The sequence below is a fragment of the Rhodococcus sp. 24CO genome (assembly GCF_050586165.1).
In the GTDB taxonomy this organism is placed as follows: Bacteria; Actinomycetota; Actinomycetes; order Mycobacteriales; family Mycobacteriaceae; genus Rhodococcus_F.
In genome coordinates, this window is the sequence record NZ_JAZFNF010000018.1 from 15,883 (window position 1) to 38,402 (window position 22,520).

20 protein-coding genes and 2 pseudogenes are annotated in these 22,520 nt (G+C 59.2%); 16 read left to right on the forward strand and 6 right to left on the reverse strand.

Features of this window, described 5'->3' with window-relative positions; all coding sequences use genetic code 11:
• Positions 1-115 precede the first annotated feature (115 nt).
• Positions 116-691, forward strand: a complete 576-nt coding sequence (locus V2B23_RS28560) for a hypothetical protein (protein WP_430953337.1) — start codon at positions 116-118, stop codon at positions 689-691.
• A gap of 126 nt (positions 692-817) precedes the next feature.
• Here V2B23_RS28560 and V2B23_RS28565 read toward each other — a convergent pair whose 3' ends face one another.
• A complete protein-coding gene (locus V2B23_RS28565) occupies positions 818-1,192 on the reverse strand; it encodes a winged helix-turn-helix transcriptional regulator (RefSeq protein WP_007734814.1) in 375 nt (124 codons plus the stop codon).
• An 84-nt stretch (positions 1,193-1,276) separates the two neighbouring features.
• On the opposite strand from V2B23_RS28565, the gene V2B23_RS28570 reads away from it, so the two are divergent.
• The 4 genes from V2B23_RS28570 to V2B23_RS28585 all read left to right on the forward strand — a co-directional run bounded on the left by V2B23_RS28570 (position 1,277) and on the right by V2B23_RS28585 (position 4,350).
• Positions 1,277-1,684 carry a RidA family protein gene (locus V2B23_RS28570; protein WP_007734815.1) on the forward strand — a complete coding sequence of 136 codons (408 nt, stop codon included), beginning with the start codon at positions 1,277-1,279 and terminating at the stop codon, positions 1,682-1,684.
• A gap of 448 nt (positions 1,685-2,132) precedes the next feature.
• On the forward strand, positions 2,133-2,729 hold the full coding sequence (locus V2B23_RS28575; protein ID WP_430953338.1) for a recombinase family protein: 597 nt from the start codon (positions 2,133-2,135) through the stop codon (positions 2,727-2,729).
• 466 nt (positions 2,730-3,195) lie between these two features.
• A complete protein-coding gene (locus V2B23_RS28580) occupies positions 3,196-3,600 on the forward strand; it encodes an acyl-CoA thioesterase domain-containing protein (RefSeq protein ID WP_430953339.1) in 405 nt (134 codons plus the stop codon).
• Positions 3,601-3,897: 297 nt separating this feature from the next.
• Positions 3,898-4,350 carry a MarR family winged helix-turn-helix transcriptional regulator gene (locus V2B23_RS28585; protein ID WP_430953340.1) on the forward strand — a complete coding sequence of 151 codons (453 nt, stop codon included), beginning with the start codon at positions 3,898-3,900 and terminating at the stop codon, positions 4,348-4,350.
• A gap of 259 nt (positions 4,351-4,609) precedes the next feature.
• On the opposite strand, the gene V2B23_RS28590 is transcribed toward V2B23_RS28585, so the two are convergent.
• Together V2B23_RS28590 and V2B23_RS28595 are read right to left on the reverse strand one after the other, a co-directional pair.
• Positions 4,610-5,530, reverse strand: a complete 921-nt coding sequence (locus V2B23_RS28590) for an alpha/beta hydrolase (protein WP_430953352.1) — start codon at positions 5,528-5,530, stop codon at positions 4,610-4,612.
• Positions 5,531-6,269: 739 nt separating this feature from the next.
• Positions 6,270-7,181: an IclR family transcriptional regulator gene (locus tag V2B23_RS28595; RefSeq protein WP_430953341.1), complete on the reverse strand. Its 912-nt coding sequence runs from the start codon at positions 7,179-7,181 to the stop codon at positions 6,270-6,272.
• A 99-nt stretch (positions 7,182-7,280) separates the two neighbouring features.
• Between V2B23_RS28595 and V2B23_RS28600 the strand changes: the two genes are divergently transcribed.
• Positions 7,281-8,390, forward strand: a complete 1,110-nt coding sequence (locus V2B23_RS28600) for an ABC transporter substrate-binding protein (protein WP_430953342.1) — start codon at positions 7,281-7,283, stop codon at positions 8,388-8,390.
• Positions 8,391-8,467: 77 nt separating this feature from the next.
• Here the strand turns inward: V2B23_RS28600 and V2B23_RS28605 are convergent.
• Together V2B23_RS28605 and V2B23_RS28610 are read right to left on the reverse strand one after the other, a co-directional pair.
• A pseudogene (locus V2B23_RS28605) lies at positions 8,468-8,629 on the reverse strand (inositol-3-phosphate synthase); the annotation flags it as partial.
• A gap of 284 nt (positions 8,630-8,913) precedes the next feature.
• Positions 8,914-10,500: a hypothetical protein gene (locus V2B23_RS28610; protein ID WP_430953343.1), complete on the reverse strand. Its 1,587-nt coding sequence runs from the start codon at positions 10,498-10,500 to the stop codon at positions 8,914-8,916.
• Between the two features lie 526 nt (positions 10,501-11,026).
• Between V2B23_RS28610 and V2B23_RS28615 the strand changes: the two genes are divergently transcribed.
• The 6 genes from V2B23_RS28615 to V2B23_RS28640 all read left to right on the forward strand — a co-directional run bounded on the left by V2B23_RS28615 (position 11,027) and on the right by V2B23_RS28640 (position 16,788).
• Positions 11,027-11,422, forward strand: coding sequence for a hypothetical protein (locus tag V2B23_RS28615; RefSeq protein ID WP_430953344.1), 396 nt, complete (start codon positions 11,027-11,029; stop codon positions 11,420-11,422).
• Between the two features lie 338 nt (positions 11,423-11,760).
• The gene (locus V2B23_RS28620; protein ID WP_430953345.1) at positions 11,761-14,601 is read left to right on the forward strand and encodes an ATP-binding protein; all 2,841 of its coding nucleotides are present in this window, start codon (positions 11,761-11,763) and stop codon (positions 14,599-14,601) included.
• Entirely contained in the window at positions 14,598-15,014 is a 417-nt protein-coding gene (locus V2B23_RS28625; RefSeq protein WP_033237368.1) for a roadblock/LC7 domain-containing protein, read from the forward strand. The genes V2B23_RS28620 and V2B23_RS28625 overlap by 4 nt, the downstream gene beginning before the upstream one ends.
• 5 nt (positions 15,015-15,019) lie before the next feature.
• Positions 15,020-15,394: a DUF742 domain-containing protein gene (locus tag V2B23_RS28630; protein ID WP_430953346.1), complete on the forward strand. Its 375-nt coding sequence runs from the start codon at positions 15,020-15,022 to the stop codon at positions 15,392-15,394.
• Entirely contained in the window at positions 15,375-15,962 is a 588-nt protein-coding gene (locus V2B23_RS28635) for a GTP-binding protein (RefSeq protein WP_033237369.1), read from the forward strand. The genes V2B23_RS28630 and V2B23_RS28635 overlap by 20 nt, the downstream gene beginning before the upstream one ends.
• A 34-nt stretch (positions 15,963-15,996) precedes the next feature.
• The gene (locus V2B23_RS28640; RefSeq protein ID WP_430953347.1) at positions 15,997-16,788 is read left to right on the forward strand and encodes an MHYT domain-containing protein; all 792 of its coding nucleotides are present in this window, start codon (positions 15,997-15,999) and stop codon (positions 16,786-16,788) included.
• A gap of 217 nt (positions 16,789-17,005) precedes the next feature.
• Here V2B23_RS28640 and V2B23_RS28645 read toward each other — a convergent pair whose 3' ends face one another.
• Complete coding sequence (locus tag V2B23_RS28645; RefSeq protein WP_430953348.1) at positions 17,006-17,941, reverse strand: IclR family transcriptional regulator; 936 nt, start codon at positions 17,939-17,941, stop codon at positions 17,006-17,008.
• A 552-nt stretch (positions 17,942-18,493) separates the two neighbouring features.
• On the opposite strand from V2B23_RS28645, the gene V2B23_RS28650 reads away from it, so the two are divergent.
• From V2B23_RS28650 to V2B23_RS28665, 4 genes and pseudogenes are all read left to right on the forward strand, one after another.
• Positions 18,494-19,033 carry a DUF488 family protein gene (locus V2B23_RS28650; RefSeq protein ID WP_430953349.1) on the forward strand — a complete coding sequence of 180 codons (540 nt, stop codon included), beginning with the start codon at positions 18,494-18,496 and terminating at the stop codon, positions 19,031-19,033.
• A 366-nt stretch (positions 19,034-19,399) separates the two neighbouring features.
• Positions 19,400-20,063, forward strand: a pseudogene (locus tag V2B23_RS28655) (carbonic anhydrase).
• A gap of 142 nt (positions 20,064-20,205) precedes the next feature.
• The gene (locus V2B23_RS28660) at positions 20,206-20,793 is read left to right on the forward strand and encodes a uracil-DNA glycosylase family protein (RefSeq protein ID WP_430953350.1); all 588 of its coding nucleotides are present in this window, start codon (positions 20,206-20,208) and stop codon (positions 20,791-20,793) included.
• Between the two features lie 1,045 nt (positions 20,794-21,838).
• Positions 21,839-22,483, forward strand: a complete 645-nt coding sequence (locus V2B23_RS28665) for a hypothetical protein (protein ID WP_430953351.1) — start codon at positions 21,839-21,841, stop codon at positions 22,481-22,483.
• Positions 22,484-22,520: the final 37 nt, after the last annotated feature.

A 22,520-nucleotide genomic window follows, 5' to 3' on the forward strand; every position in this document is an offset into this window, starting at 1 on the left:
GCGAATAGATTCGGTAAATGCCGAATCCCGTGCCGTCTCGGCTATTGCCTCTTCCATGGTGTGGCGTTCGGGATATCCGTGTCAGGCCGGTAGCTGTGTGCGCATAGTGTGAGCTATGCGGGGATTGCGTACGTGGTGGATTGCGGCCGGGACTTGTGCGGTGCTCGTGGCGGGGGCACTGGTCTTCGGAGTGCTCGACGAACGACGAAATCCGGCACCAACACCGCAAGGTGTGGTGGTCGGGCAGCCGACATGTCTGGCACCCGCAGTGCTGGCTTCTTTGATCCCTGGGCGGGTGCAGTCTCTGGAGCCGTCAGTGGATCCGTTGCCGGCGCCAGGAACGATTCCCGCCAATTTCCATCCGACCTCGGCCGTTGTGTGCGAATTCGTCGGGTACACCGCTGATTACGGCTACGCGCTTGTTCGCCAGACCAGCCGGACTGGCAACCTCGTCGCGGTCGTCGAGGAGCTTAATCGCCCTTCGGCCAAACGGCCGTGGTTCGGTGAATGCCCCACCGCCGCCACCGTTCCCTCTCCCGTTGTGTGGCTGGTCAATGCTGCAGGAAACGCGGTGAGGGTCGCTTTTCCTGTTGACGGGACGTGCGGAAATCCGCTGCCCGACGCTTACGTGGCAGTCATGAATCTGACGGTGCGGGACGAGCAAGCGCACAATCTACCCCCGGCCTTGTGAAGCCCAACCCACGTCACGCCATATCTCGGCCCACCTAACCGGAACGCTCTCAAATCATTTCTGCGGGATTCGGCGTACGTTTTGACCATCGAAAAAATGGACGACAATCCGTAGAACGGTTGACGATCAGGCTTCGAAGGTAGCGTCGAAGTTCCGGCGAGCCAGTTCGATATGAGGCAGGTTCGTCGACGCCCACGCCAGTAAGGCATCGATCGGCTCGCGCGCAGTTTTGCCCAACGGTGTGATCCGGTACTGCACCGCGACCGGTCGCGTGTCGAGCATGCGACGGTCGATGATCCCGTTCCGCTCGAGGCGGCGCAAGGTGTTCGTCAGCGACTTCTGTGACACTGCCGGAATCGCTCGGCGGAGCTCATTGAAACGGCACGGCGCCTCGCACAACTCGTTCAGCACACTCAGCGACCACTTGTCGAGAACCTGACCAAGAAGTTCTCGATGCGCTGCGATGACCAACAAGTCGTGGTCTGTCGTGGTATTCGTCATGGAACCTGGTTTCGTTGAAGTTACCTTCTGACACCAAGTATAAACGGGATACTTACTCGATTTTCGAAATCAGGAGAGATTTCTATGTCCGTAAAGATGTTCAGCCCCACAGGTATGCTGCCTAACACCCCGTACCACCATGTGGCCGTCGCGACGGGAACCCGCCAGGTCCACGTGGCCGGCCAGGTGGCACACACCCGAGACGATTCGTCGATTCCCCCAGACCTGGCAGGCCAGGTGTCCCAGGCACTCCGCAATGTCGCACACGGATTGGCCGGCGCCGGCGCGGGGTTCCGTGATGTCGTGCGGTTGACTGTCTACGTCACTGACTGGCATCCGGACAAGATCGTGGACTTCATGGCAGGGGTAGAAGCAGTAGCAGAGGAGGTAGGCCTGCCAGTGCCGATGCCGCCCGCGTCACTGATCGGGGTGGAAATACTTTTCGAGCCCGATGTTCTCGTAGAGATCGAAGCGATTGCCGTCCTCGACTGACGAAGTACACGCAGAGCCACAGCTTTCGGGTGGATCTTGGATCTGCTGCACAGGTCAACGATTTCACATATCTGTGCAGCAGATCCGCGCGATCAGCACATTTCAGTTGATCTTGATCGTCGCCGCTCGACTTTGCATCAAGGTGAGCAACGGTGTCCCGCGCAGATTCTCACCACGCCCGGCGCCGAGCTCGATGCGTCGGAGTTCGGTGAACTTCGTCGTGATCCGTAACTCGAAAGTCCGCTGAGCCCTTCCCTGCGTGTTTGGGTGTGCGTTTTGACCATCGTCATACCGGACGATCGCAAACACGCCCCTACGTGCGATTCACTTGGGGAAATTTCAGCGCTTTCCGTCCATTTTGCTGTCCGTTGAAAAAATCCGGTATGGCATAGTTTCTAGCGGACGATTCGTCCGCTGGACGTCGTGAACGGCGAAAATCGGGAGTGCAATGAAGATCGGCTACGCGCGCGTGAGTACAGCGGCTCAGGATTCGTCGATTCAGGTCGATCTTCTCGTCAAGGAAGGTGTCGATCGCGACCGGGTGTATGTCGATCACGGGATCAGCGGCCGACAGACTCGGCGGCCCGGACTCGACAATGCGATCAACGCCGCCCGCGAAGGTGACGTCTTCTGCGTGACGAAACTCGATCGACTCTCTCGGTCCGCGGGGGATCTTCACGAGACGGTGAAGCGACTCGCCGCCAAAGGCGTGGCGTTGTCGATCGACGGGAAGATCTACGACCCGACCGATCCGATGGGAAAAATGTTCATCGGCGTCCTCGGGCTGATGGCCGAATTCGAATCCGATCTCATCCGGAGTCGAACCAGGGACGCCGTGGCGGCGGCTGCTGCAGCCGGCAAGATGAAGGGTCGGCAGCACAAGCTCACACCGGAAGAGCGTGCATACCTGTTGCAAACGTACGAGACCGGACAGTTCAAGATCGAAACACTCTGCCGCAACACAGGATTGAAGCGTTCAGCACTTTATTCGAACATCGAGTTGGCCCGCTCGGAACGGGAAACCGGAATGCTTCCGGCGCTCTGAACGCAAACATCAGTCGACTTACCGCGTCTGTGATCTACCGATTTCGTCGTGTTCTCCGTGCCAATAATTTCCGAGAGTCATATGCCCAGAGTTCCGACCATTGCACTAGAAGTGTGTGACCGCGTGGCGTCTTCTACCACGGAAAAGCCAGCGCCTCAACCGTTTTGATTCTCGATGCGGTTGAGACGCTGGCACGGAAGTGTCAAAATCGACAGGCCGTAGGGACGGGGATTTCGGCGGTAATAGAGGTGCTCATGTCCGGCGCAGCGCTTGGGTCTTCATATTGAACCGCACTATCGCCATCCCCCGACTGTGGTTCTCGAGAGCTAACTTCGACTGTGAGGTTTCGGTCGGATTGGTCAGACTTCGGCGGGAACGAGTGGGCAACGTGCGGGGTCATTGCCAGCGCCCTCAAGAATGACCACTGGGCAGACCACCTAGTTCCCTCGCAGTTGACCGTCGATCTGTGTCGATCCCTGCGGAACCACTGACCATCGAGACCACGCGCATCCGCGACGGTAACCGAATCCGTGTCGCCGACGCTTCCGCACTCCACGATGGCATGGTGATCGCCCGGGCGACCGCGGTGTTCCTTCGCCCCTCGGCGCAGCCGGCGGGGCAGCTGTGGGGTCGTTCCGCGATCCCCCAACCACCCCCGGCCGATCTGCCAGCCCTCGAACAGGCCATCACGGTCCCTCTGTTCGGCAGTGACGACCGCCCCGACGGGTGGTCGGTGGCCATCCATGAGCACCAGGGATCGAACCGAAAACGTATGTGGTCCCAGCGGATCGCCGCTGTCAGGGGCGAAACACCATCACCCTTCGTAGCCGCAGCCATCGTTGGCGAAGCAACCAACCTGGTAACGAACTGAGGAACCCGGGGGCTGAGCTTCATCAACGCAGACCTCACCCTGGTGTTGGCTCGGCTGCCAGTCGGTCGGGAGATGGGCGTCGAGGCCGACAACCACGTCAGCGCGTCCGGTACCGCTGTCGGATCGGCGGTCTCGTTCGATCGAGAAGGGCCCATCGGCGAACAACGCACGATCAACCTCGGCGCATAAAGACCCGCTATCGATCTACGTCGGTGGCGTGTTCCTTCGGAGCGCCACCGATATCAGTCAAGCGCAATCGTTGGATGAGCAAACATTAGGGCGCCCTATAATTGGGTCATGAGTTCACCAGAGTACGCCCCCAGCCTGTCACGCCGGCCAGGATTCGTGTTCATTCGCGCTGCTCTACGGATCAGGCAGATCTATGCCGAAGCCCTCGCCGGAGTGGGGCTCCTGCCGAACCAGCACGCAATCTTGAGCACGCTCGAGGAGCTCGGGCCGTGCCACCAGAAAGAACTCGCTAAACGAGTCGTCGTCGACCCGGCAGACATCGTCGCCTACCTCGACGGGCTACAAACCAACGGTCATGTCGTCCGCGAACGGGACCCGAACGACAGACGACGCCAGATCGTCACGATCACCAATACCGGACGAGAGATTCTCGCCGAGAGTGACCGAGTGCTCGATGAAGTCGAAGCCGACACATTCTCGGTGCTGAGCGCGAAGGACCGAGGCAACCTCGACCGAATCGCTACAAGACTTTACGACGCAGCAGCTTTCGCTGCCGAATAGTGGGATGAGCAACGAACCAAGCCCGTACAGTCGGCAGACACCCAGGGCGTTGACGAGCGCCCTTGCCGGTGATTCGGCGAGGCTGTGCCTCAGGGCTCATCGACGCCAAGGTTTACTCCATCGTCGATACGACGGCAGCAAGGACGGTTCACCGCGTGGTTGACCGTCCTTGCTGCCGTCGGCTTCAGGGCTAACTACAAGGACTACCAGCTGAAATGGCCGGATTGCCTCGAACACGAACAGCGCAGGTGATGTGATCTCACCACGCATTCAAAGTATTCAGAATCTGTCCACGAGCCATCCACAGCTCGGCTGACCAGTATGGCCATGAATGAATCCCTGAGGGCGGAAAGCTGAACGTCGCCGGGATCGCCATAGAGTTCAGACGCCTTTCGAACGAACGTGCATGAACAAATGCGAGCAACTCCAAACCCATACCCGTTGCGGTATTCCAATACTCAGGCAGTGTCGATGGGTGATCATATGGACCTGGAATACCGTTGGAAGCCGAGATATACATCGACAATCCGCGTAGAGATTCAGCATTGACGAACGGGTCGTTGCGGATCCAGCCCGATGACCATGGGGGTCCCCACATCGAATCCACGTTGTAGCGTCCAGCGTCGAACATCGCCACCCGGATCGCTTCACGCATGCCTGGCCCCGAGATGTTGACGTATCCGGACAGAGAACCGGCGAACTTGAATTGATCGCGATGATGCCCCGCCAGGTTCAGTGCCGCACTTCCTCCCATCGACAAGCCGACAATGGCGTTATTGTTCGGGGAAACACCGTACCCAGCAAGAAAATTCGGGAGCTCCTGTGTGAGGAAAGTTTCCCACCTGTAGGTGATCGGCTGAGCATTGAAGTTAGATGGTGCATACCAATCGGTGTAGAAACTCGATTCTCCGCCCACTGGCATAACCAACGTAATATTATCGTTACGGTATTGATCGAGCGCGTTGGTCTCGAAACTCCATGCATTCCTGTCATTTCGAGCGCGTAGACCATCGAGGAGATATAGCGCGGCATTACCGCCCCGCGCGGCCCACTGCACCTGAACCTTGATATTTCCCATCGAGGACGGCACCCAAAGTTCGTCGTATCCACCCGGCGGCGTTGTACGCACCGCCTGGGAAGCACGTTCCGGAGCAGCGGATGACACGGCAGGGCCGAGCATCCCGCCAAGGAGAAGCAGTGTCAAAAACACCGTGGTAAGCGTACAGATCCGCCGCGGATCACTCATGGAAGGTCGTGTTGTCTGCAAAATTGTCTTTCCCCGAAACGCGCCGATGACTTCGACTCGGTATGTGTGCCGTAGGTTTTACTGTCGAATGCTTGTCCTCTCAATTGGTCTCAGACGTTACAAAGTCGAGGTCATCGCAGCATTTGGACTCCACCGCGATTCACACGAATATTGGTGTCAGAAAACACAATTCGTCATGTACGCCGATCTACTCACGTGTGGAACTTTTCAAAGAAGAACCTTTTGGGTCAGCGTTCGACGTCGCGCGAGGTGTGGTCCTCGAAGGGTTCCGCCCCGAGGGAACTTCGGGTTCAGATAAGAAGGTCATCGGTAGACCACAGGGCCAAGTAGGTTAAGAGTTGTGGCGGCGTCGCGTTTGCAAGGCTCCCTTACGGTTTGACCGCAAACCGATAGGGCGAATACCGAGAATCTCGTTCGAAACCCTGGAGGGTGAGGGACCGGAAATCACGACGGCGATGCATAGGTTTCAACGCCGTACATTGAGGCTGTTCCGCGTTACGCCGCGGCTGACAACGGTTCTCGAATCTCGACCAATTCAGCAGAGTGGGATCGCGTGAAGTCGATCCGAAAGGAACAAAGTGCAGCGGGGCTGCAGAGTTCGTCGAGCTCGCGGACCGAGTCGCGCGTCGACCACCCTCGGTATCGTCTTCGTTCAGAAGTATGGGAGCTGAGGGGATTCAGCGAGAAGACGGTTGACCGTCTCGGCCGAAAACGTTTTCACCGGCGTGGAGCGACTTTTTCGACCGCGGCGGCGAGTTCCCAGGTCGGGGTAGAGAGCGCGCGACACCTGATGGGCTGCATCGGCGACCAGTGGAGCGACTCGCTCAAGTCGAGCATCATGTACATCGCCGTACAGTGCGATACTTCCGACCACACCGTCGTATCCGTGAATCGCAGCCGCTACCCCCGCAACTGCAGACGTCGATTCACCACACTCGAACGCCAACCCTTTCCGGTGACGAATACGGTTCAATTCCTGATGCAGAATCGCGAGATCAGTAATGGTTTTCGAGGTGAGGCGAGGAAGCGTCACCTTGAACATTGTGTCGATGCGCTCCGGATCCAACCACGCCAGCATTGCCTTGCCATCAGCCGTTGTGTGGGCGAGTTGTCTCCCACCGACACGGGAAGGCACTGCCGCTGCGCATCTTCCGCCAAGCTTATCGAGGTAGACGTTTTCGCATCCGTCGAGCACAGACAGGTGAACGACCATTCCGGTCCGCAGGTGCAACTCGTGCAACGATGGGGCTGCTACTTCACGTAGATGGTGGCGACTGTCATCGCCGCCGTTCAGTCCGAGAAAGCGACGCCCGAGACAGTACCCGAAGGATGCGTGTTCCACCCATTCCAGCTTGACCAGCTGATCGAGAATCCGATGCACTGTAGACCGCGGCAGCTGTGACCCGAGGGAGATTTGTTCGAGGGTGAGCCGAGTGGACCGGCGGTCGAAGGTGTCGAGAATCGACGTTATCCGCTCGATCATCGACTGCGGGGGCTCTTCGTCGAACGGCCCACCTATGACTGGATCGGTGGAGACTGTGCCGTTCGCGTCAGCGATGTCCATGAAACCTCCGAAGAAATAGAATTGATTTCAGTATATTCCCTTTGTTTCCACTCCGCGGAAAATCGGTTTGACACATACCCATGCTGGTATACAGCCACATTGCATAGGCCTGACTTCACCTGCCCGGCGTCCGTAGTTTTTACTCTGAACCGACCGTGGGCAGAGTTCCCGGCCATGTTGAGCTTCGGGCACGGTGTCATCGTTGCCTCGAGTTCTTATGCAGCAGAACCGTTCACGCCTGTCGGGGCTGGTGCGTTCACGGTGGAACGGTTTTCCGCTCCGGATGAATTGCTGCTCGCCGCCAGGGACGATTACTGGGGCGGCGTGCCGTACTTGGATCAGGTGAAGTTCGTCGCGATCCAGGGCGAGCAGGCGAAGATCGATTCACTCGCTGCGGGCGGTGTTCAGATGGCTTACCTCCGCAACGCCGAGACCGTTGACGTTGCGAAGGGTAAGTTCCCGGGATATGCCGAATTCATCAGCCTCTCGATGGTGGGCCAGATCAACAATCGTCCAGGACATCCGGGCGCGGACGTTCGAGTTCGACAGGCGATGAATTTGGCGATCGATCCAGATGTCCTCGATCAACGTGCTCGCGGTGGCAAAGGCATGCCGGGTGGGGAAATGTTTCAGCCGTGGTCCGTCTGGCACAACAATATCGAGCCTGCAGGGCTGGATCCTGCGAAGGCTCGTCAGTTGCTCGATGACGCCAAGAAGGACGGCTACAACGGCGCCATTACCTACATGGGCACGTCGGATCCCAACGGACAGGCTGCTGCGCTGGCGGTACAGGCAATGCTGCAGTCCGTCGGGTTCACCGTAAATGTCGAGTACGCCGCAAGTACCTCCGACATGGTGAAACGCCTTTACGTCGATCACAATTACGACTTGGCGCTCGGTGGCAACGGACTTTTGGACGCTGCACCATTCATGCGTCTCTACTCGGCGCTACACAGCACCTCGGCGAACAACACTGTCGGCGTTTCCAGCCCGAAGGTCGATGCCATGCTGAGTGCGATTCAGGCCGCTGGTACGGCAGCGGACAAGAAGGCCGCCTTGGCCGATCTGCAGACCGTGTTCAACGAGCAGGTGCCGATCATGGTCTGGGGCGCCGGCGCCAACTACGTGCCGTGGAGTGAGAACGTCTACGGACTCATGCCGAGCCTGGACAGCATCATTTTGCTGGACGAGGCCTGGATCAAGAAGTAGTTTGCACAGCAAAAGTGGCTTACACCAGAATCCGCCGAATCGGTGTGGGCCACTTTTGCGTCGAGACTTAAAGCCTCGTCCGCTCCGCTGATGAACGCTTCGAGTTCGGTGCGAGCCTTGTCGTCGGCCATCTGCACTGGTGGGGACTTCATCAGGTAAGCGGAAGCCGGGTAAGCCGGTCCACCGCTGCCGCGGTCCTTAGCGGTCTTTACTGCGCGGATGGCGTCGATGATGATGCCTTTCACCCGCGTCAGCGGCCTGGCAGCGCACAGCATCGATGCACTCTTGGCAGTCGTGGAGGAGATCAACGACCGACCCCGAAAAACACTTGGCTGGGAGGAACTTGACGCCTAGCCGGAGCCACGACCCGATCATCGGTTCCGAACTCCACAAAACTGTATCTAGAACACAGCAATCAAGAACGGTTCCCGGGCCCACGGCCTCAAGCACTCTTCACGTCGGGTCTTCGCCTGGACGGTGACCATTTTCGCCGAGTAAACCGACTACGAGTTCGACGGGTCCCTCAGTCGACGGACAGTTCGGTCAACGAGTAGGGAGCCAAGACCATCTCTCTAGTCACCACCGTACGGGCACTGCTGACCGGGTCGGCGGGTGTGAACGCCGGGTTCGACAGAGGCGGCGCGGTCAAGGTATCCGCCGTAAGAGCGGCCGGCAACGTCGACGGCAGTGTGACCCGGACCGGTCGATCACTCAGATTGACGAAGAAGGCGCCGGGATCATCACCCAAGAACATCGTTGCAACCACTGCCGGCACCTGCGAGATACCAAGCGGCGAAAGCGATGCCGCAATCACAGTGGGCGCGGAATCTGCCCGCAAAGCCTGAACTGTTGCACCGCCCCGAGCGCGACTGTAGATCGGCGTCAACACCTCGTTGATAGCGGTACGCCCGAACTCCGTCGAACCGCCGGAGCCGTCCGCGAGAACCGCATGGATCTCCTCGTTACCGTTCGCTGCCCGTGATCGTTCCGACGGATGCCCGTCGAGGGCGGCATGGATAACCGACATGGTCACCCTCGGTTCGGTGAGACTGGCCAGCGCAAAACTCGCCACGCCGAGCCCCACTGCCCAGGTTTGCGGCACACCCGGAATCAAATGCGGCGGGAATCCCGGAATTTCCCCCAACGGCAGATTGATCTGGTTGTACTCGGACAACCAAACCGACATCGACGGGGGAACTTTGGCGAGCGCCTTCTCCGAGAAGGCATTCCATGCAACGGTTCCACCTGCGACTGTCGCACCGACGTCTGCTTGAATCGGGTCGGGTACCCAGTACGGATGGATCGCGACAGCATCCGTCCCGACGATGTTTGCGTACAGTCCCTCGTTCCACTGCTGCAGACGCTCGCCGAGGACCGATGTGATCGTCGAAGAGTCGTCAGCGCCGGAGACTGCGATCTCGATGCCCGGGAACTGTGCCCTCAGTCCAACAATCCAGTTGTTCATCGCCTTGGCGTAGTCGGCGCCGGTGGGGTACATCTGTTGGTAGTACTCGGCCGGGTCCCACAGCTCGTTGCCCAGCTCGACGTATCTCACTTCCATTCCCAGCCATTCTGCGGCCTTGAGCATTTCGATCTGCTCGTCGAGAGTTGACGTGAGCACGTTCAGATCGAAGATCGGAGTGGCGCCGGTTTCGCGGACCAACTGCGCCCAGTCTTCGAGCAACAGCGGCTCTCTGCCCTCGTTCTGACCGATGAACAGACTGCCCTCACGTTCGTCGAAAAAGCCGGTTCGCCAGTCGATCCACTGCGAAGTGGTCCCGCCTTGTACGCGCAGCAACCCTGCTTCGAGGCCACCCAGCGCTTGTCGGAAAACCGGATCATTCCATTGGGCAGCATTTTCCGGAGCAATGATGCGGGCACCGTTGAGTCCGAAAAAGTCGGCCGGCACTTGCCGGGCACTGCCCTGCAGGGACAGCACCGACTCCGCCGGAGAGGAGGCACCCAACGAACCGGCACCTACGGATCCGACGCCGCTCTCCGGGTTCGCCAACGCGGCGCCCGACGCGACCAGCACCGACGCGACGGTCAACACCGCAAGTAGCCCGAACCTGCCACGAACTGATCGATTGTCCAACATGGGCCAGATCATGCCATGAAGATCGCTGCCTGTGGTCTGATCCCGCCACACCGGCATGAGTCAGTTCATTCACGTCGATCGGTGTCGGCATGAGCAGACAAGACACTTGCATGACGCAAACCTACCGACTCGACAGGATGTTCCACTGAGTGAGACCTGGGACACCTGATGCGCGCTGGATCACAATCATGACGCAGACGGATCGCCAGTGTCTTTGCGAATGACGGGGTTTCGGCTCGTGGCACGAAACTTCGGAAATTCCTCCGGGGCAGCGAAACCCGACTTTCTTCGCGAAGAGAGTGATGTCCGAGCTTTACGGACAAGCTCAGGTTCGAAGACCGATACGGAATCCGATCGCAGGTAAATGGATGCCCTTCGGAAACGGGTCGTTCTCGATCTGGTGTTTATCGCTTCCGGTCTAGCTGAAATCTGTGTTCCGCTGTCTGACCCACAGTGCAACGAGCACATCCACGAGTATTCGGTCCTGCATTTGAGAAGGAATCGGTACGGGGCAATACCCCGATGAAAGGAGCTTGAAATGGCACAGGTTGAGACCGTTCGAGGTTCGATTGATACGTCCACGCTCGGACGAACCTATATGCATGAGCACATCTTCATTCTCAATACCGAGATGCAACAGAACTTTCCGGAGGAATGGGGAGAGGAAGACGAGCGCGTCGCGGACGCGGTCGCGAAGTTGCTCGAGATGTGCCGACGGGGGTACGCCGAGCAGATGGTGCTCTCGCACGACGCGAATTGCTTCTTCGACTGGATGGACCCTGCGCTCAAGGACATGATGCCGGGGTTCGATTACCTGCATATCGAAAAAGAGGTCCTCCCGTACGTGCGGGAGCAAGGCGTCACCGAGGAACAGATCACGGCGATGCTGTTCGATGTTCCCCGCCGCTACTTCGAGAACGTCAGCACTTACTAAGTGAGCGCTCGCGACGCGATTTCACGTCGAGTTGATCGATCGCAGCCGTCAGTTTTTCACGACTCTTGCGGGACCTGGATCCCTGACTCTCGGCGGCACTTCTGGGTGAGTACGGTACGTCAGCCTGGAGGTATCGGTTGGGCACCGGGAGCATCAAAATCGGGAGCTGCCGCAGTCGAGGAATGCGACATTGAGGACCTTCGACCTATGAAATAGAAATCATTCTGTTACGGTTCAGATCGCTTTCGTTCGATTGTGCTTTGTCGAAGGAAAGTCAGGCAATGCCCCTACCGGGGTTAACAGACTTTAATAGCAGACGCGAAGAGGCATTGGTCCGCATGAAACACGATGCACAAACAACCTCGTGGTGGTCGATCGGCGAATGGCGCCTGGGTTGGAAGGTTGTCGCAGTCTTTGCAGTTCCGATGCTCGTTGCCATGTTGCTCGGCGGCTTCCGGATCCAAAGCGAATTGACCGAAGCCGCGAGCCTCAACACATCGGCCGAACGTACCTTTGCTGTTCCTGCGGCACTTCGCCTGGAAGAGACCCTGAACGACCTAGCCGTCGCGGCCGCTTCCGGCACCGAAACCGCCACTGCCACCGCTGCAGTTACAACCGCGATGCAAGAATTCGCTACCGCCGGTACCGTCTTCCGTACCGACGCGGCGCTCAACGACCAGATCGCCAAGGTTTTGCAGAACAGCCAAGCGCTCGTGGACGATGTTGCGGCCGGCTTAAACTCTCCACCCCGTTTGGTTGCCCGTTTCAACGAGGTGTCGACCCAACTCTGGATACCGTTCTCCGATCTTATGAACAAATCCGAGTTGCCACTTCTACGTCAGCGTGGTGCCGAATTCGCGCCCCTGTGGGGAGCCCGTCGAGCACTGGCCAATCAGCACATTCTTTACGGCTCCGGCAACCTCGATCAACAATCGCGCACTATTCTCACTTCCACTGCCGGCGCAGAACTCGCCAGCCTCGGTGGACTCATGCCACTAGCTACGCCGGGTGGGGTGCTCCTCCCCACCGAATCTGACAAGACACAGGACCCCTTCGCCACGTTGAACTCCCTGCGGGCATCCGCCCAGAGTCGAATCGGCCAGATCGGTATCACTGCGTCGACGTCCCCTCTGAGCGGAGAGATCGGTCTGAGCTTGCAGAGCAGCAGCGATCAATACGACGCCATCACCGATGCAGCAATCGACCGGTTCGTCCCCACCGTCACCACCGAGACCAGCGCCGCCCGATCCGCAGCGCTTCGAGGCGCCGCGCTGGTAATCGGCGCCCTACTCGCCGCACTCGTCCTCGCGTTGATCATCAGCCGCTCGCTAGTCGATCCCATCCGGCGCCTACGATTGGCCGCTCTCACAGCATCACGACACGGACTCCCCGAGGCGATCGAAAGAATCCGTGCCGGCGAGAAGGTGAGCGACCTCGAAATCCCTCGCGTGCCCATTGACACCCACGAGGAAATCGGCCAACTCGCACGCGCTGTCGACGACATGCACGGCCAAGCGATCACTCTGGCCGGGGAGCAGGCAACGCTGCGTCGTCAGGTCAACGACATGTTCGAAACGCTCTCCCGCCGCAACAAATCCCTTGTCGAACAACAACTCGGCCTCATCGAACAACTCGAAAAAGACGAAGACGACCCCAGTCGCCTCGAAAATCTCTTCCGTCTCGACCATGTCGCCACCCGAATGCGCCGCAACAGCGACAATCTCCTGATTCTTTCCGGCACTGAAGGACGACGCGTACGAACCGCGCCGATCGCACTTGCCGACGCCCTGCGCGCTTCGGTTTCGGGAGTCGAGCAGTACCTGCGCGTTGATCTGGGAGAGATTCCGTCTACGGTCGTCAGCAGGCAGGCCAGTGCAGATGTCGTGCACCTCGTCACCGAACTCCTCGACAATGCCCTGCGCTACTCACCGCCCGAAACAGCGGTGACGATTGATGCGGCACGCACCAACGACGGTTCCGTGCTCGTGGAGATCGCCGATCTCGGTATCGGAATGTCCGCAGCCGACCTCTTCGACGCCAACAGACGCCTCGCATCCGAAGGAGAGATAAGCCCCGATATCGCCCGCCACATGGGACTTTTTGTCATCAGTCGCATCAGCCGCCGATACGATATTTCAGTACGCCTGCGCCCGTCCGGCAGCGCATCCGAACAGAGCGGTATCACCGCCATGGTTCACCTACCTGCGGCGTTGCTCGAGGCGCCCCGTGACAACGCAGTTCGCCCCCCGACCGTTCCATTTGATGCTCCAGGGTTTCCCACACCTGTTCGGAATGCACCCGTTCGGAATGCACCCGTTCACCCAGCTACACCTGTCGAGCATGCCGAAACTACGGCGGTCCAGAGACCTGCAGTATCGGCGAACGGGCTGCCGCAGCGCCAACCTCGAAACAGCAGTGCGCTCACTTTGCCGCCGCCGGTGTCAGGTGTTCCCGCTGCGGTCGGTTCGCAGTCGCGAGCCGGTGCGCTTCCGCCGGCGAACGTTCTTCCTCGCCGTACTCCGGGGAACAGTGGGATACCCGGTGTTGGAAATGTCGTTGAAGCCGAACCGGCAACTGCAGAGCCTTTGGTCACGAATAATGTTGCCACGCAGCTGGATAACTCTGAACCCACTACCAATAAAACAGCGCCGAGGCACCTGTTGGGTACCCCCGGTCCGACCAACACGGCGGCGTTCTTCTCCTCGCGGACTCGGGACTCGACACCGCCGCGGGCGGATGTCTTCAGTGCGAATGTTCCCGAGGTGCCCACTGATATTCCGGCGACTGCATCCCCGATCTTTGCCCGGATGGTGTCCGAGTGGCTGGTCGACCCCACAGACGAAGTGTCCAGTGCCACAAGTGCAATGATCTGGACAACCGAAGCGGACGAGGGTTGGGTTGCCGCGCGCGCGTCGACGGACATGCCCGTCACCCGGATCGCCGATTCGGGTCTGCCGATCCGGGATCGCGGTGCGCGGTTGGTTCCCGGAACTGCCGGGGCCACACATGCCCCATTCCGTTCCGGGTCCCACCGCCGCAGCGCCGACCCGGACAACGTCAGACGAGGGTGGAGTGACTATCAGTCCGGCGTCAGCCGCGGACGGCGGCCTGCCAACAGTGAAAACCCCGCATCCCTGCACTCGGACACACATGTGAAGAAAGACGAAGGAGAACAGTGAATCCTGTCGGAGCCCCAGAAACTCCTCGCGCACTCGACTGGTTGGTGTCGGGCTTTGCGCGCGACGTTCCGGGAGTAAGTCATGCCATTATCGTCTCGGCCGACGGATTGTTGAGCGCGGCAAGCTCGCACCTGCCTCTCGATCGTGCGGACCAGTTGGCCGCTGTGACTTCAGGACTCGCCAGCCTCTCGGCCGGTGCGTCGCGGTTGTTCGACGGCGGTGCCGTCCTGCAATCGGTGGTCGAGATGGAGAACGGTTATCTGCTGCTGATGGGCGTCGGCAGCGGCGCCTATCTGGCCGCGTTGGCCGTCGCTGGATGCGACATCGGTCAGATCGGGTACGAAATGGCAACTCTGGTCGATCGTGTCGGAACAACCATGGATATCGCGCCCAGATCAGGTCGGGATATGTGATCTCGATGCCACAAGATCACTCCGAGCACGATGATCCTGAACCGAGTCTCGTTCGCCCGTACGCGCTTACCGAAGGTCGGACGAAGCCGTCCATCGATCTTCCGCTCGAAGCGATCGTCGCAACGGTAGAGGATGCCATCGCGAAAAACCTTGCACCCGAGGACATTCGCGGATCGATCGTCGCACTCTGTGGGCAGCGAATCTCCATCGCGGAAATCGGGGCATACCTTGGTGTGCCGATCGGGGTGGCTCGGGTCCTCGTGGCAGATCTTGTTGTCGCCGGAGCATTGGAAGTACAAGCCACTCTGCGAAGCGATGCGACTGCGGTCGAACGCCTCGACCTGATCGAAAGGACCCTCCGTGGACTTCGGGCACTCTGACGCGCCATCTCGCGTCACCTCGACGAAAATCGTGATCGCCGGCGGCTTCGGCGTCGGAAAGACCACCCTTGTCGGGACGGTCTCCGAGATCGTCCCCTTGCGCACCGAGGCAATGGTGACCGACGCCAGTGACGGCATCGACCACCTGGGCGCGACCCCGAACAAGAGCACCACAACAGTCGCAATGGATTTCGGCCGCATTACGCTGGCCGACGACCTGGTTCTCTATCTCTTCGGGACACCGGGTCAGCGGCGGTTCTGGTTCATGTGGGACGACCTCATCACCGGCGCCATCGGAGCGGTCATACTCATCGACACGCGCCGCCTCGAAGACAGCTTTGCCGCTGTCGACTTCTTCGAAGCCCGCGGGTTGCCGTTCATCGTCGCGGTCAACCGTTTCGACGGTGCCCCGATTCACTCGGCACACGATCTCCGCCAGGCGCTGGCATTGTCCGACCAAATTCCGATGATCGAGATCGATGCACGTAACCGGGAATCTGCGAAGGAAGCTTTGCTCACGATCACCGAGTACGCACTCGAACGTCTTGCGGCCGCTGCACTTTACTGACACCTCTGACGACAACAAACCTAAGGAACTCCGCATGTCGGATGAAATGCACCATTTCTCGATGGGAATCTGGCTGCTCGGACTGGCGTTCGCCGTTGCAGTCGCGGGATCGGTCATCGGACTGGCGTGCACTCGCCAGTCCGCAGCTGCAACCCACACCGCAGCACGGATGCGCTGGTTGTTCATGGGGGCACTGTCGATCGGAGGTGTCGGCATCTGGTTGATGCACTTCATCGCGATGCTCGGATTTGCGGTGCCCGGCAGCCCGATCCGCTACAACCTGGCCTGGACGATTACATCCGCCGCGATTTCCGTGATCGCAACTTTAGTCGGATTGTTGATCATCGGAACCGAGTTCCGCTTAAGCCGGCTCCTCGCGGGTGGCCTCGTGATGGGTGTCGCGGTCAACGTGATGCATTTTACGGGCATGCGCGCCTTACGATTTCAAGGCGAAATTCACTACAACATGTACTTCGTCGCGCTGTCTCTCGTGATCGCCATTATCGCCGGCACCGCCGCGCTGTGGTTCACGATGGCGATGGAATCCACCGTCATGCGGTTCTTCGCCGGTGTGATCATGGGAATCGCCGTCGTCGGAATGCACTACAGCGGGATGGCCGCGGTGCGTGTAGTGCACGATCCCGCTGCGTCTGTTCCTGAAGGCCTCGAAGTATTTGCGTTCCTGTTTCCCGTCTTCGTATTCGGCCTACTCGCGCTGGCCGTGCCGATCGTCGCCGTGATGACAGCTCCCGACCGGGCAACCGCCCAAATGGACGCCGAGGCTGAGGCTCTCGACTTCGAAGCCCGGGAGTTCGCAGACCGGTAGATCACGCAGAAATCGGGCCATGTGCCTTGGCGACCCGACGTGAGATCTTCCGTGTAACTGACAACGGTTCCGGAAATACTCGATTACGAAATTTTTCGGGTAACAAGGGGTTAAGTGACGTCCGGACCAGACGGCGTAGGTCGTCGAGAATAAGGGTGATGAAGCGGGCCACCGAATCACGATTGGCGGTGTCCCGTCACTGCGCATCCGAGTGCGTTCACCGCCTTGGGCCGCGGTCTGTACTCAGAAGTATCGGAGATCGGGAGCCTCGGCTAAGGCGGTTCACCGTTTCGGCGGAGAACGTTTTCGCTTGTACCGAAAGACTTTTTCGCCTGCGGTGTGAAGTTCCCAGGTCGGGATACAGAATGCGCGACACTTCGCGAACTGCGTCGGTGATCATCGGGGCAACCCGCTCGAGCTGAGCATCGCGCACATCACCGTACAGTGCGATACTTCCGACCGCGCCCTCGTATCCGTGAATCGCCGCCGCTACCCCGGACACTCCTGGTGTTGACTCGCCGGATTCGAAGGTCACGCCCCCTCGATGACGAATACGACTCAACTCCTGATGGAGGACCGCAAGTTCGGTGATGGTTCTCTCGGTACAGCGAGGAAGAGTCACCTCGAACATCGCGTCGATGCGCTCCGGATCCAACCACGCCAGCAGCGCCTTGCCATCAGCCGTCGCGTGAGCAAGTTGCCTCCCGCCGACACGAGAAGGCACCGCCCCTGCGAACCGCCCACCCAGCTTGTCGAGGTACACATTTTCACGCCCCTCGAGAACCGACAGGTGAACGACCATCCCGGTCCTCAGATGCAATTCGTGCAGAATGGGAGCTGCAGCTCCTCGTAGCTGACCTCGGCCCTCATCGCCGCCGACCAATCCGAAGAAGCGGCGCCCGAGGCAGTAACCGAACGAGGCGTGTTCCACCCACTCGAGATTCACAAGCTGATCGAGAATCCGGTGAACCGTGGACCGCGGCAGGCGTGAACCGGATGCCACTTGCTCGAGAGTGAGCCGAGTGCATCGGCGGTCGAAGGTGTCGAGAATCGACGTGATCCGCTCGACCATCGACTGCGGAAGATCTTCGTCGGTGGGCAACCCTATGGCGGAAACGGTGGAGACTGGGTCGCCCACATCAGCAAAGTCCATGAACCCTCCGAACCAGAATTAATTCTAGTATATCCCGTTCCGTCCCACTCGACGGAAATCGAAGCGACCCCTCCGGTCCTCACCCACCGTCGCGTGGCATCGGCCATCGAACCGCTTGTCGTCTCCTGATCCTGCTTGAGGACGTTTACGCCGGTAGCGCGCTCACGCAGACCGCAGACCCGCGCCGGGGGTGAACAGACGCAGCACCGAAGCTCCAACCGATTCAGCTGGGTGATCACAAAAGGTGTCGCCACTACGCAACCGCGCCCGCACAATTCGAGATGGATGCCGAGGTGATGCCAGCCCGAGCCAAAGCATCACACTGGTGGGCAAGATCCTGATTCGCGCTCGAGATACGTGCGGCACCCGATATGCGTCGAAATATCCCTGATTACGTTTTTCGACACATGTTCGGCAACCACGGAAGCAATATCGCGGGCCCAACGGCAGAAGCGTTCCAGAGGGTCGACACCAAGGCATGACACTATGTCCGCGTTGCCTCGATCGGTGGTGCGTCCGCGGCGCGGGATGGAGGCGACGTAGCGTGGCGTCATGTCGGATATCACGATTTACACTGTCGGGCACTCGACGCATCCGATCGAGGAGTTCATCGATCTGTTGGAGGCTCACGGGGTCAGGAAGTTGATCGACGTGCGGACCATCGCCAAGTCCCGGCATAATCCGCAGTTCGAAGAGGCTGCGTTGGCGGAAAGCGTTCGCGCCCGGAAGATCACGTACCGCCGCATGACGGCATTGGGCGGTTTACGTCATGTTCGTAAGGACAGCATCAACGGCGCCTGGCGGAACGCGTCATTTCGGGGGTATGCGGACTACATGCAGACAGAAGAGTTCGCCGACGCGATCGACCTCCTCGTGGAACGTGGACATAACAGCGATGCGGCGATCATGTGTGCGGAGGCCGTGCCGTGGCGATGTCATCGTTCGATGATCGGAGATGCGCTCGTGGTGCGCGGGGTTGTCGTGCTCGACATTATGACCACGAAATCGGCACCTCCGCATACGCTTACCTCGTTCGCGTGCGTGGATGGGACGCGTGTGAGTTACCCGGCCTCATCGGAGACGTCGTCCTGAGTACTCGGCTAAGCGAACGTGGTAATGACGCGGACGTCACGGTGACGAAAGTGAACCGAAGAACTTTCGCAGACACGAAAAACTTACTGTCCAACAGCATGATTCGTTGTTGGTGATCATGCTCGATACGGCCGCTTCCATCCGCGGTCACAAAAGCCCGGGGATTCGCCATGAAATCGATCGTTGTGCAGGAGTGCAGTTGTCGAGTCTCGCTGGGAGAACAACAAGTTCCGCAGTCGATCATGGAATGCCAATATACGTATTCGATCGAAATGTAAGTGTTCTGCGTCTGGACTCGCCCTCACCGAAGCGGAGTGCTTGCAACCCTGCCTACAGTGCGGAAGGAGTCGTGTGCACAATGGGTGAATGCCACGTTCTAGCCCCCTTTCCGCTTGGAAGTCTCTTCGTGAGGGTAACGAGCGATTCGTCAACGACAGATCCATCCACCCGAGCCAAGGAATCGCCGACCGCGCGAAGTTGGTCAACGAACAGCACCCCCACCGCTGTCCTGTTCGGTTGCGGTGATTCACGCGTAGCCGCAGAAATCATCTTCGATCAGGGCCTCGGCGACATGTTCGTCGTCCGCACCGCAGGGCACGTACTTGACGATTCGGTGCTCGGTTCCATCGAATACGCCGTAGACGTACTCGATGTGCCGCTCATTGTCGTCCTCGGTCACGACAGTTGCGGCGCTGTGAAAGCCACTCTCGATGCCCTGGACAAGAACGCGGTGCCCGACGGCTTCATTCGCAGTGTGATCGAGCGTGTCGCTCCCTCTATCCTGATGGGCCGCCGCGAGGGATTGACGACGGTCGACGAACTCGAAGGCCGTCATGTGGTGGAAACAGGCTCGTTGATCATGCAGAGATCGCGGATCATCGCCGAGAAAGTGGACAACGGTGCCTGCGCGATCGCCGGCGTCACCTATGCGCTGTCCGACGGGCACATGCGTCTTCGAGGCACAGTTGGCGACATAGGAGAAACCGCGACGAATACCGACAGGCCCAACGCCCCGCTGCCTGTTGTATGAATAACTTGTCGTCCTGTCGCCGGTACGGCTTCAAATCTCCGACCGTAATTCTGGTGATACCCAGTAACACGACCGCGACGACCCTAACCACACCTATAGCAACGTCACTTCCACGATCGACTCGACCCCGGAGATTGGGAATGTGCCGGAACCATTGGCCGAGTTGCTCAGGGACATTCGTGCGTGCACGCTCTGTGCGGACCACTTGCCGTGCGGACCGCGTCCGGTGCTGCAAGTCGGTCCATCGGCCCGACTGCGCGTGATCGGTCAGGCGCCCGGACTGAAAGTTCATACAACGGGTGTTCCCTGGGACGATCCCTCGGGCGACCGCCTGCGAAATTGGCTTGCTCTGACGCCTACACAGTTCTACGACCCGGGCAAGGTAGCCGTCATGTCGATGGGCTTTTGCTATCCAGGCAAAGCGAGGTCGGGTGATAAGCCACCGAGATCCGAATGCGCATCTCACTGGCATGAGGCACTGAACGACCACTTGCCCGACGTCCGGCTCACGTTGTTGGTCGGTCAGTATGCACAGGCACATTATCTTCGGGATCGGCGCAAGCCGACGCTCACCGAGACCGTCAAAGCAGCGCGAGATTACCTGCCGTTGGGTTACCTTCCCCTCCCGCATCCTTCTCCGCGGAACCAGCCATGGCTTGTCAAGAACCCGTGGTTCGAGGAGGACGTGTTGCCGATCGTCCAGACCGCAGTTCGCTCGCTCGGCCTTTAGTTATTTTGTCTCCACGAAGTCGTTCCTTTTGCTCAATATGAGGGGTGAGTCGCCGTTTACGCACTTTGGCCACATCTGACCAAGGTGCGGCACTCTCTCAGCTGGCTGATGATGCGCCGCTTATGTTTTAAGGGGATGGTTGTTCTTCGACGTCATAGTGGCGAGACAATCTTGGCAGCAGTGAGCTGCCGCCCGAGAAGAGCGCCTACGGACTCGTCGATCACACGATAGAACGCATGTCGCCCCGGGTTGCCTCATGAATCGATTTTTCGATCACGAAGCAAACTGAGAGCGCACGAGCGCGCCGCGAGGTGCTCTTTTCTCACCGCTAATGTGAGTCTGTAACGCAGATGGGAGGCGCTTGGACGGTGCATCTGGAGCAGCTATATATATGAGACATCGGTGAAATCTGGAGAAGGTTAGAATTGTTGGCGGGGCCCAATTATCGGATCATTTACAACTCTGCGGACACAGTCCTCGCCAGTGGAGAGTTCGACAACGACCGCGACGCGATCACGTGGGCGCACGAGGCTCCTTATGCGCGTGGTCCTCGACTGCTGAAGTGTGTTGTGGAAAGCCAGGCCGCTGACGGTTCATGGCCTTTACGACATCTGCTGGTAAGAAATGTCTACGACGACCGAAAACCGATTCTGGTCCACTTCACGTCGTCAACTCCACATTTTTCAGTTCTGAGGCTTATGCGCCGGTCGCCACGACCATTCCACGACAGACAGTGAAGGACCCTCTCGCGAGCTGGTCGCGCGGTGACATTGCACCCCTCCGGCCGCACGAAAGCAGTGATGCTCACGACAAGCCTGATCCGCTACCGTCATCGGCAGAACAGGGTTCCACCCACAGGTCTCACGCTGATCACCTGAATCCTTCCGGACCTTCTATCCGGTATACGGTCGGGCAGATCGGCGATCAACGCACTGACCTCCACTGTGAGCCCTTGGGCAAAGGGCCTGACCCACCTGGTCCGTGTGCCGTCATACCAGCACAGTCAACACAACTGCCGCCCGCTACACATGGAAGGTCGGAAAGTATGAGCAGTGAACAGGTAGAGGCCCTCGACGCGTTCGAACAGGCTGTCACGAAGATGGTCGCTGTAGCGCGCGAGGTGGTGCCCTCTTCAGCATCCGCAGCAGAACGTGCCGCGGCAGTGTCTCATCTTCTCGGGTTGCTCTCTGGCGGGATCGATCTTCTGGTGCAGCGCGCCGATCCCCGCGCACCGCTTCTGACTCCGTGGATGACCGAAACCCGAAAGATCTTCGGCGACAGCCCGGACGCCGTCTACACCACAGCACCGGTCGACAATGCATTCCGATACCGGATGAAAATCCGGCCAGGAAACTGTGTCTACTGGAGCGCCGTCGTCTACTCCAAAGATCCGTCCGGAAATATCCGAATCGTCGCATCGCTGAACGACGTTGGATTATCACCATCAACGGACGGCTACCACGAAATCCGGCTCGGTGGAACGGAAACTACGGTACCGGGCATTTCCTGGCTGCCACTTGAGGAGGGCGCCTTCTGGATCATGATCCGGGAGTACTTCGTCGACGATACTCATCTCACCGGCGAGCTGAGTATCGAAGTACTCGAGAAGCAACCGACAAACAGGCCTCCCGATCTTTCGGTGTCACTAGCTGTTGTGGGTATGGACGTTGCTGACGCTGGATTGAAGTAGACGGGCTGGCCCTTCGCGGCAGGATGGAAGTTGCGAA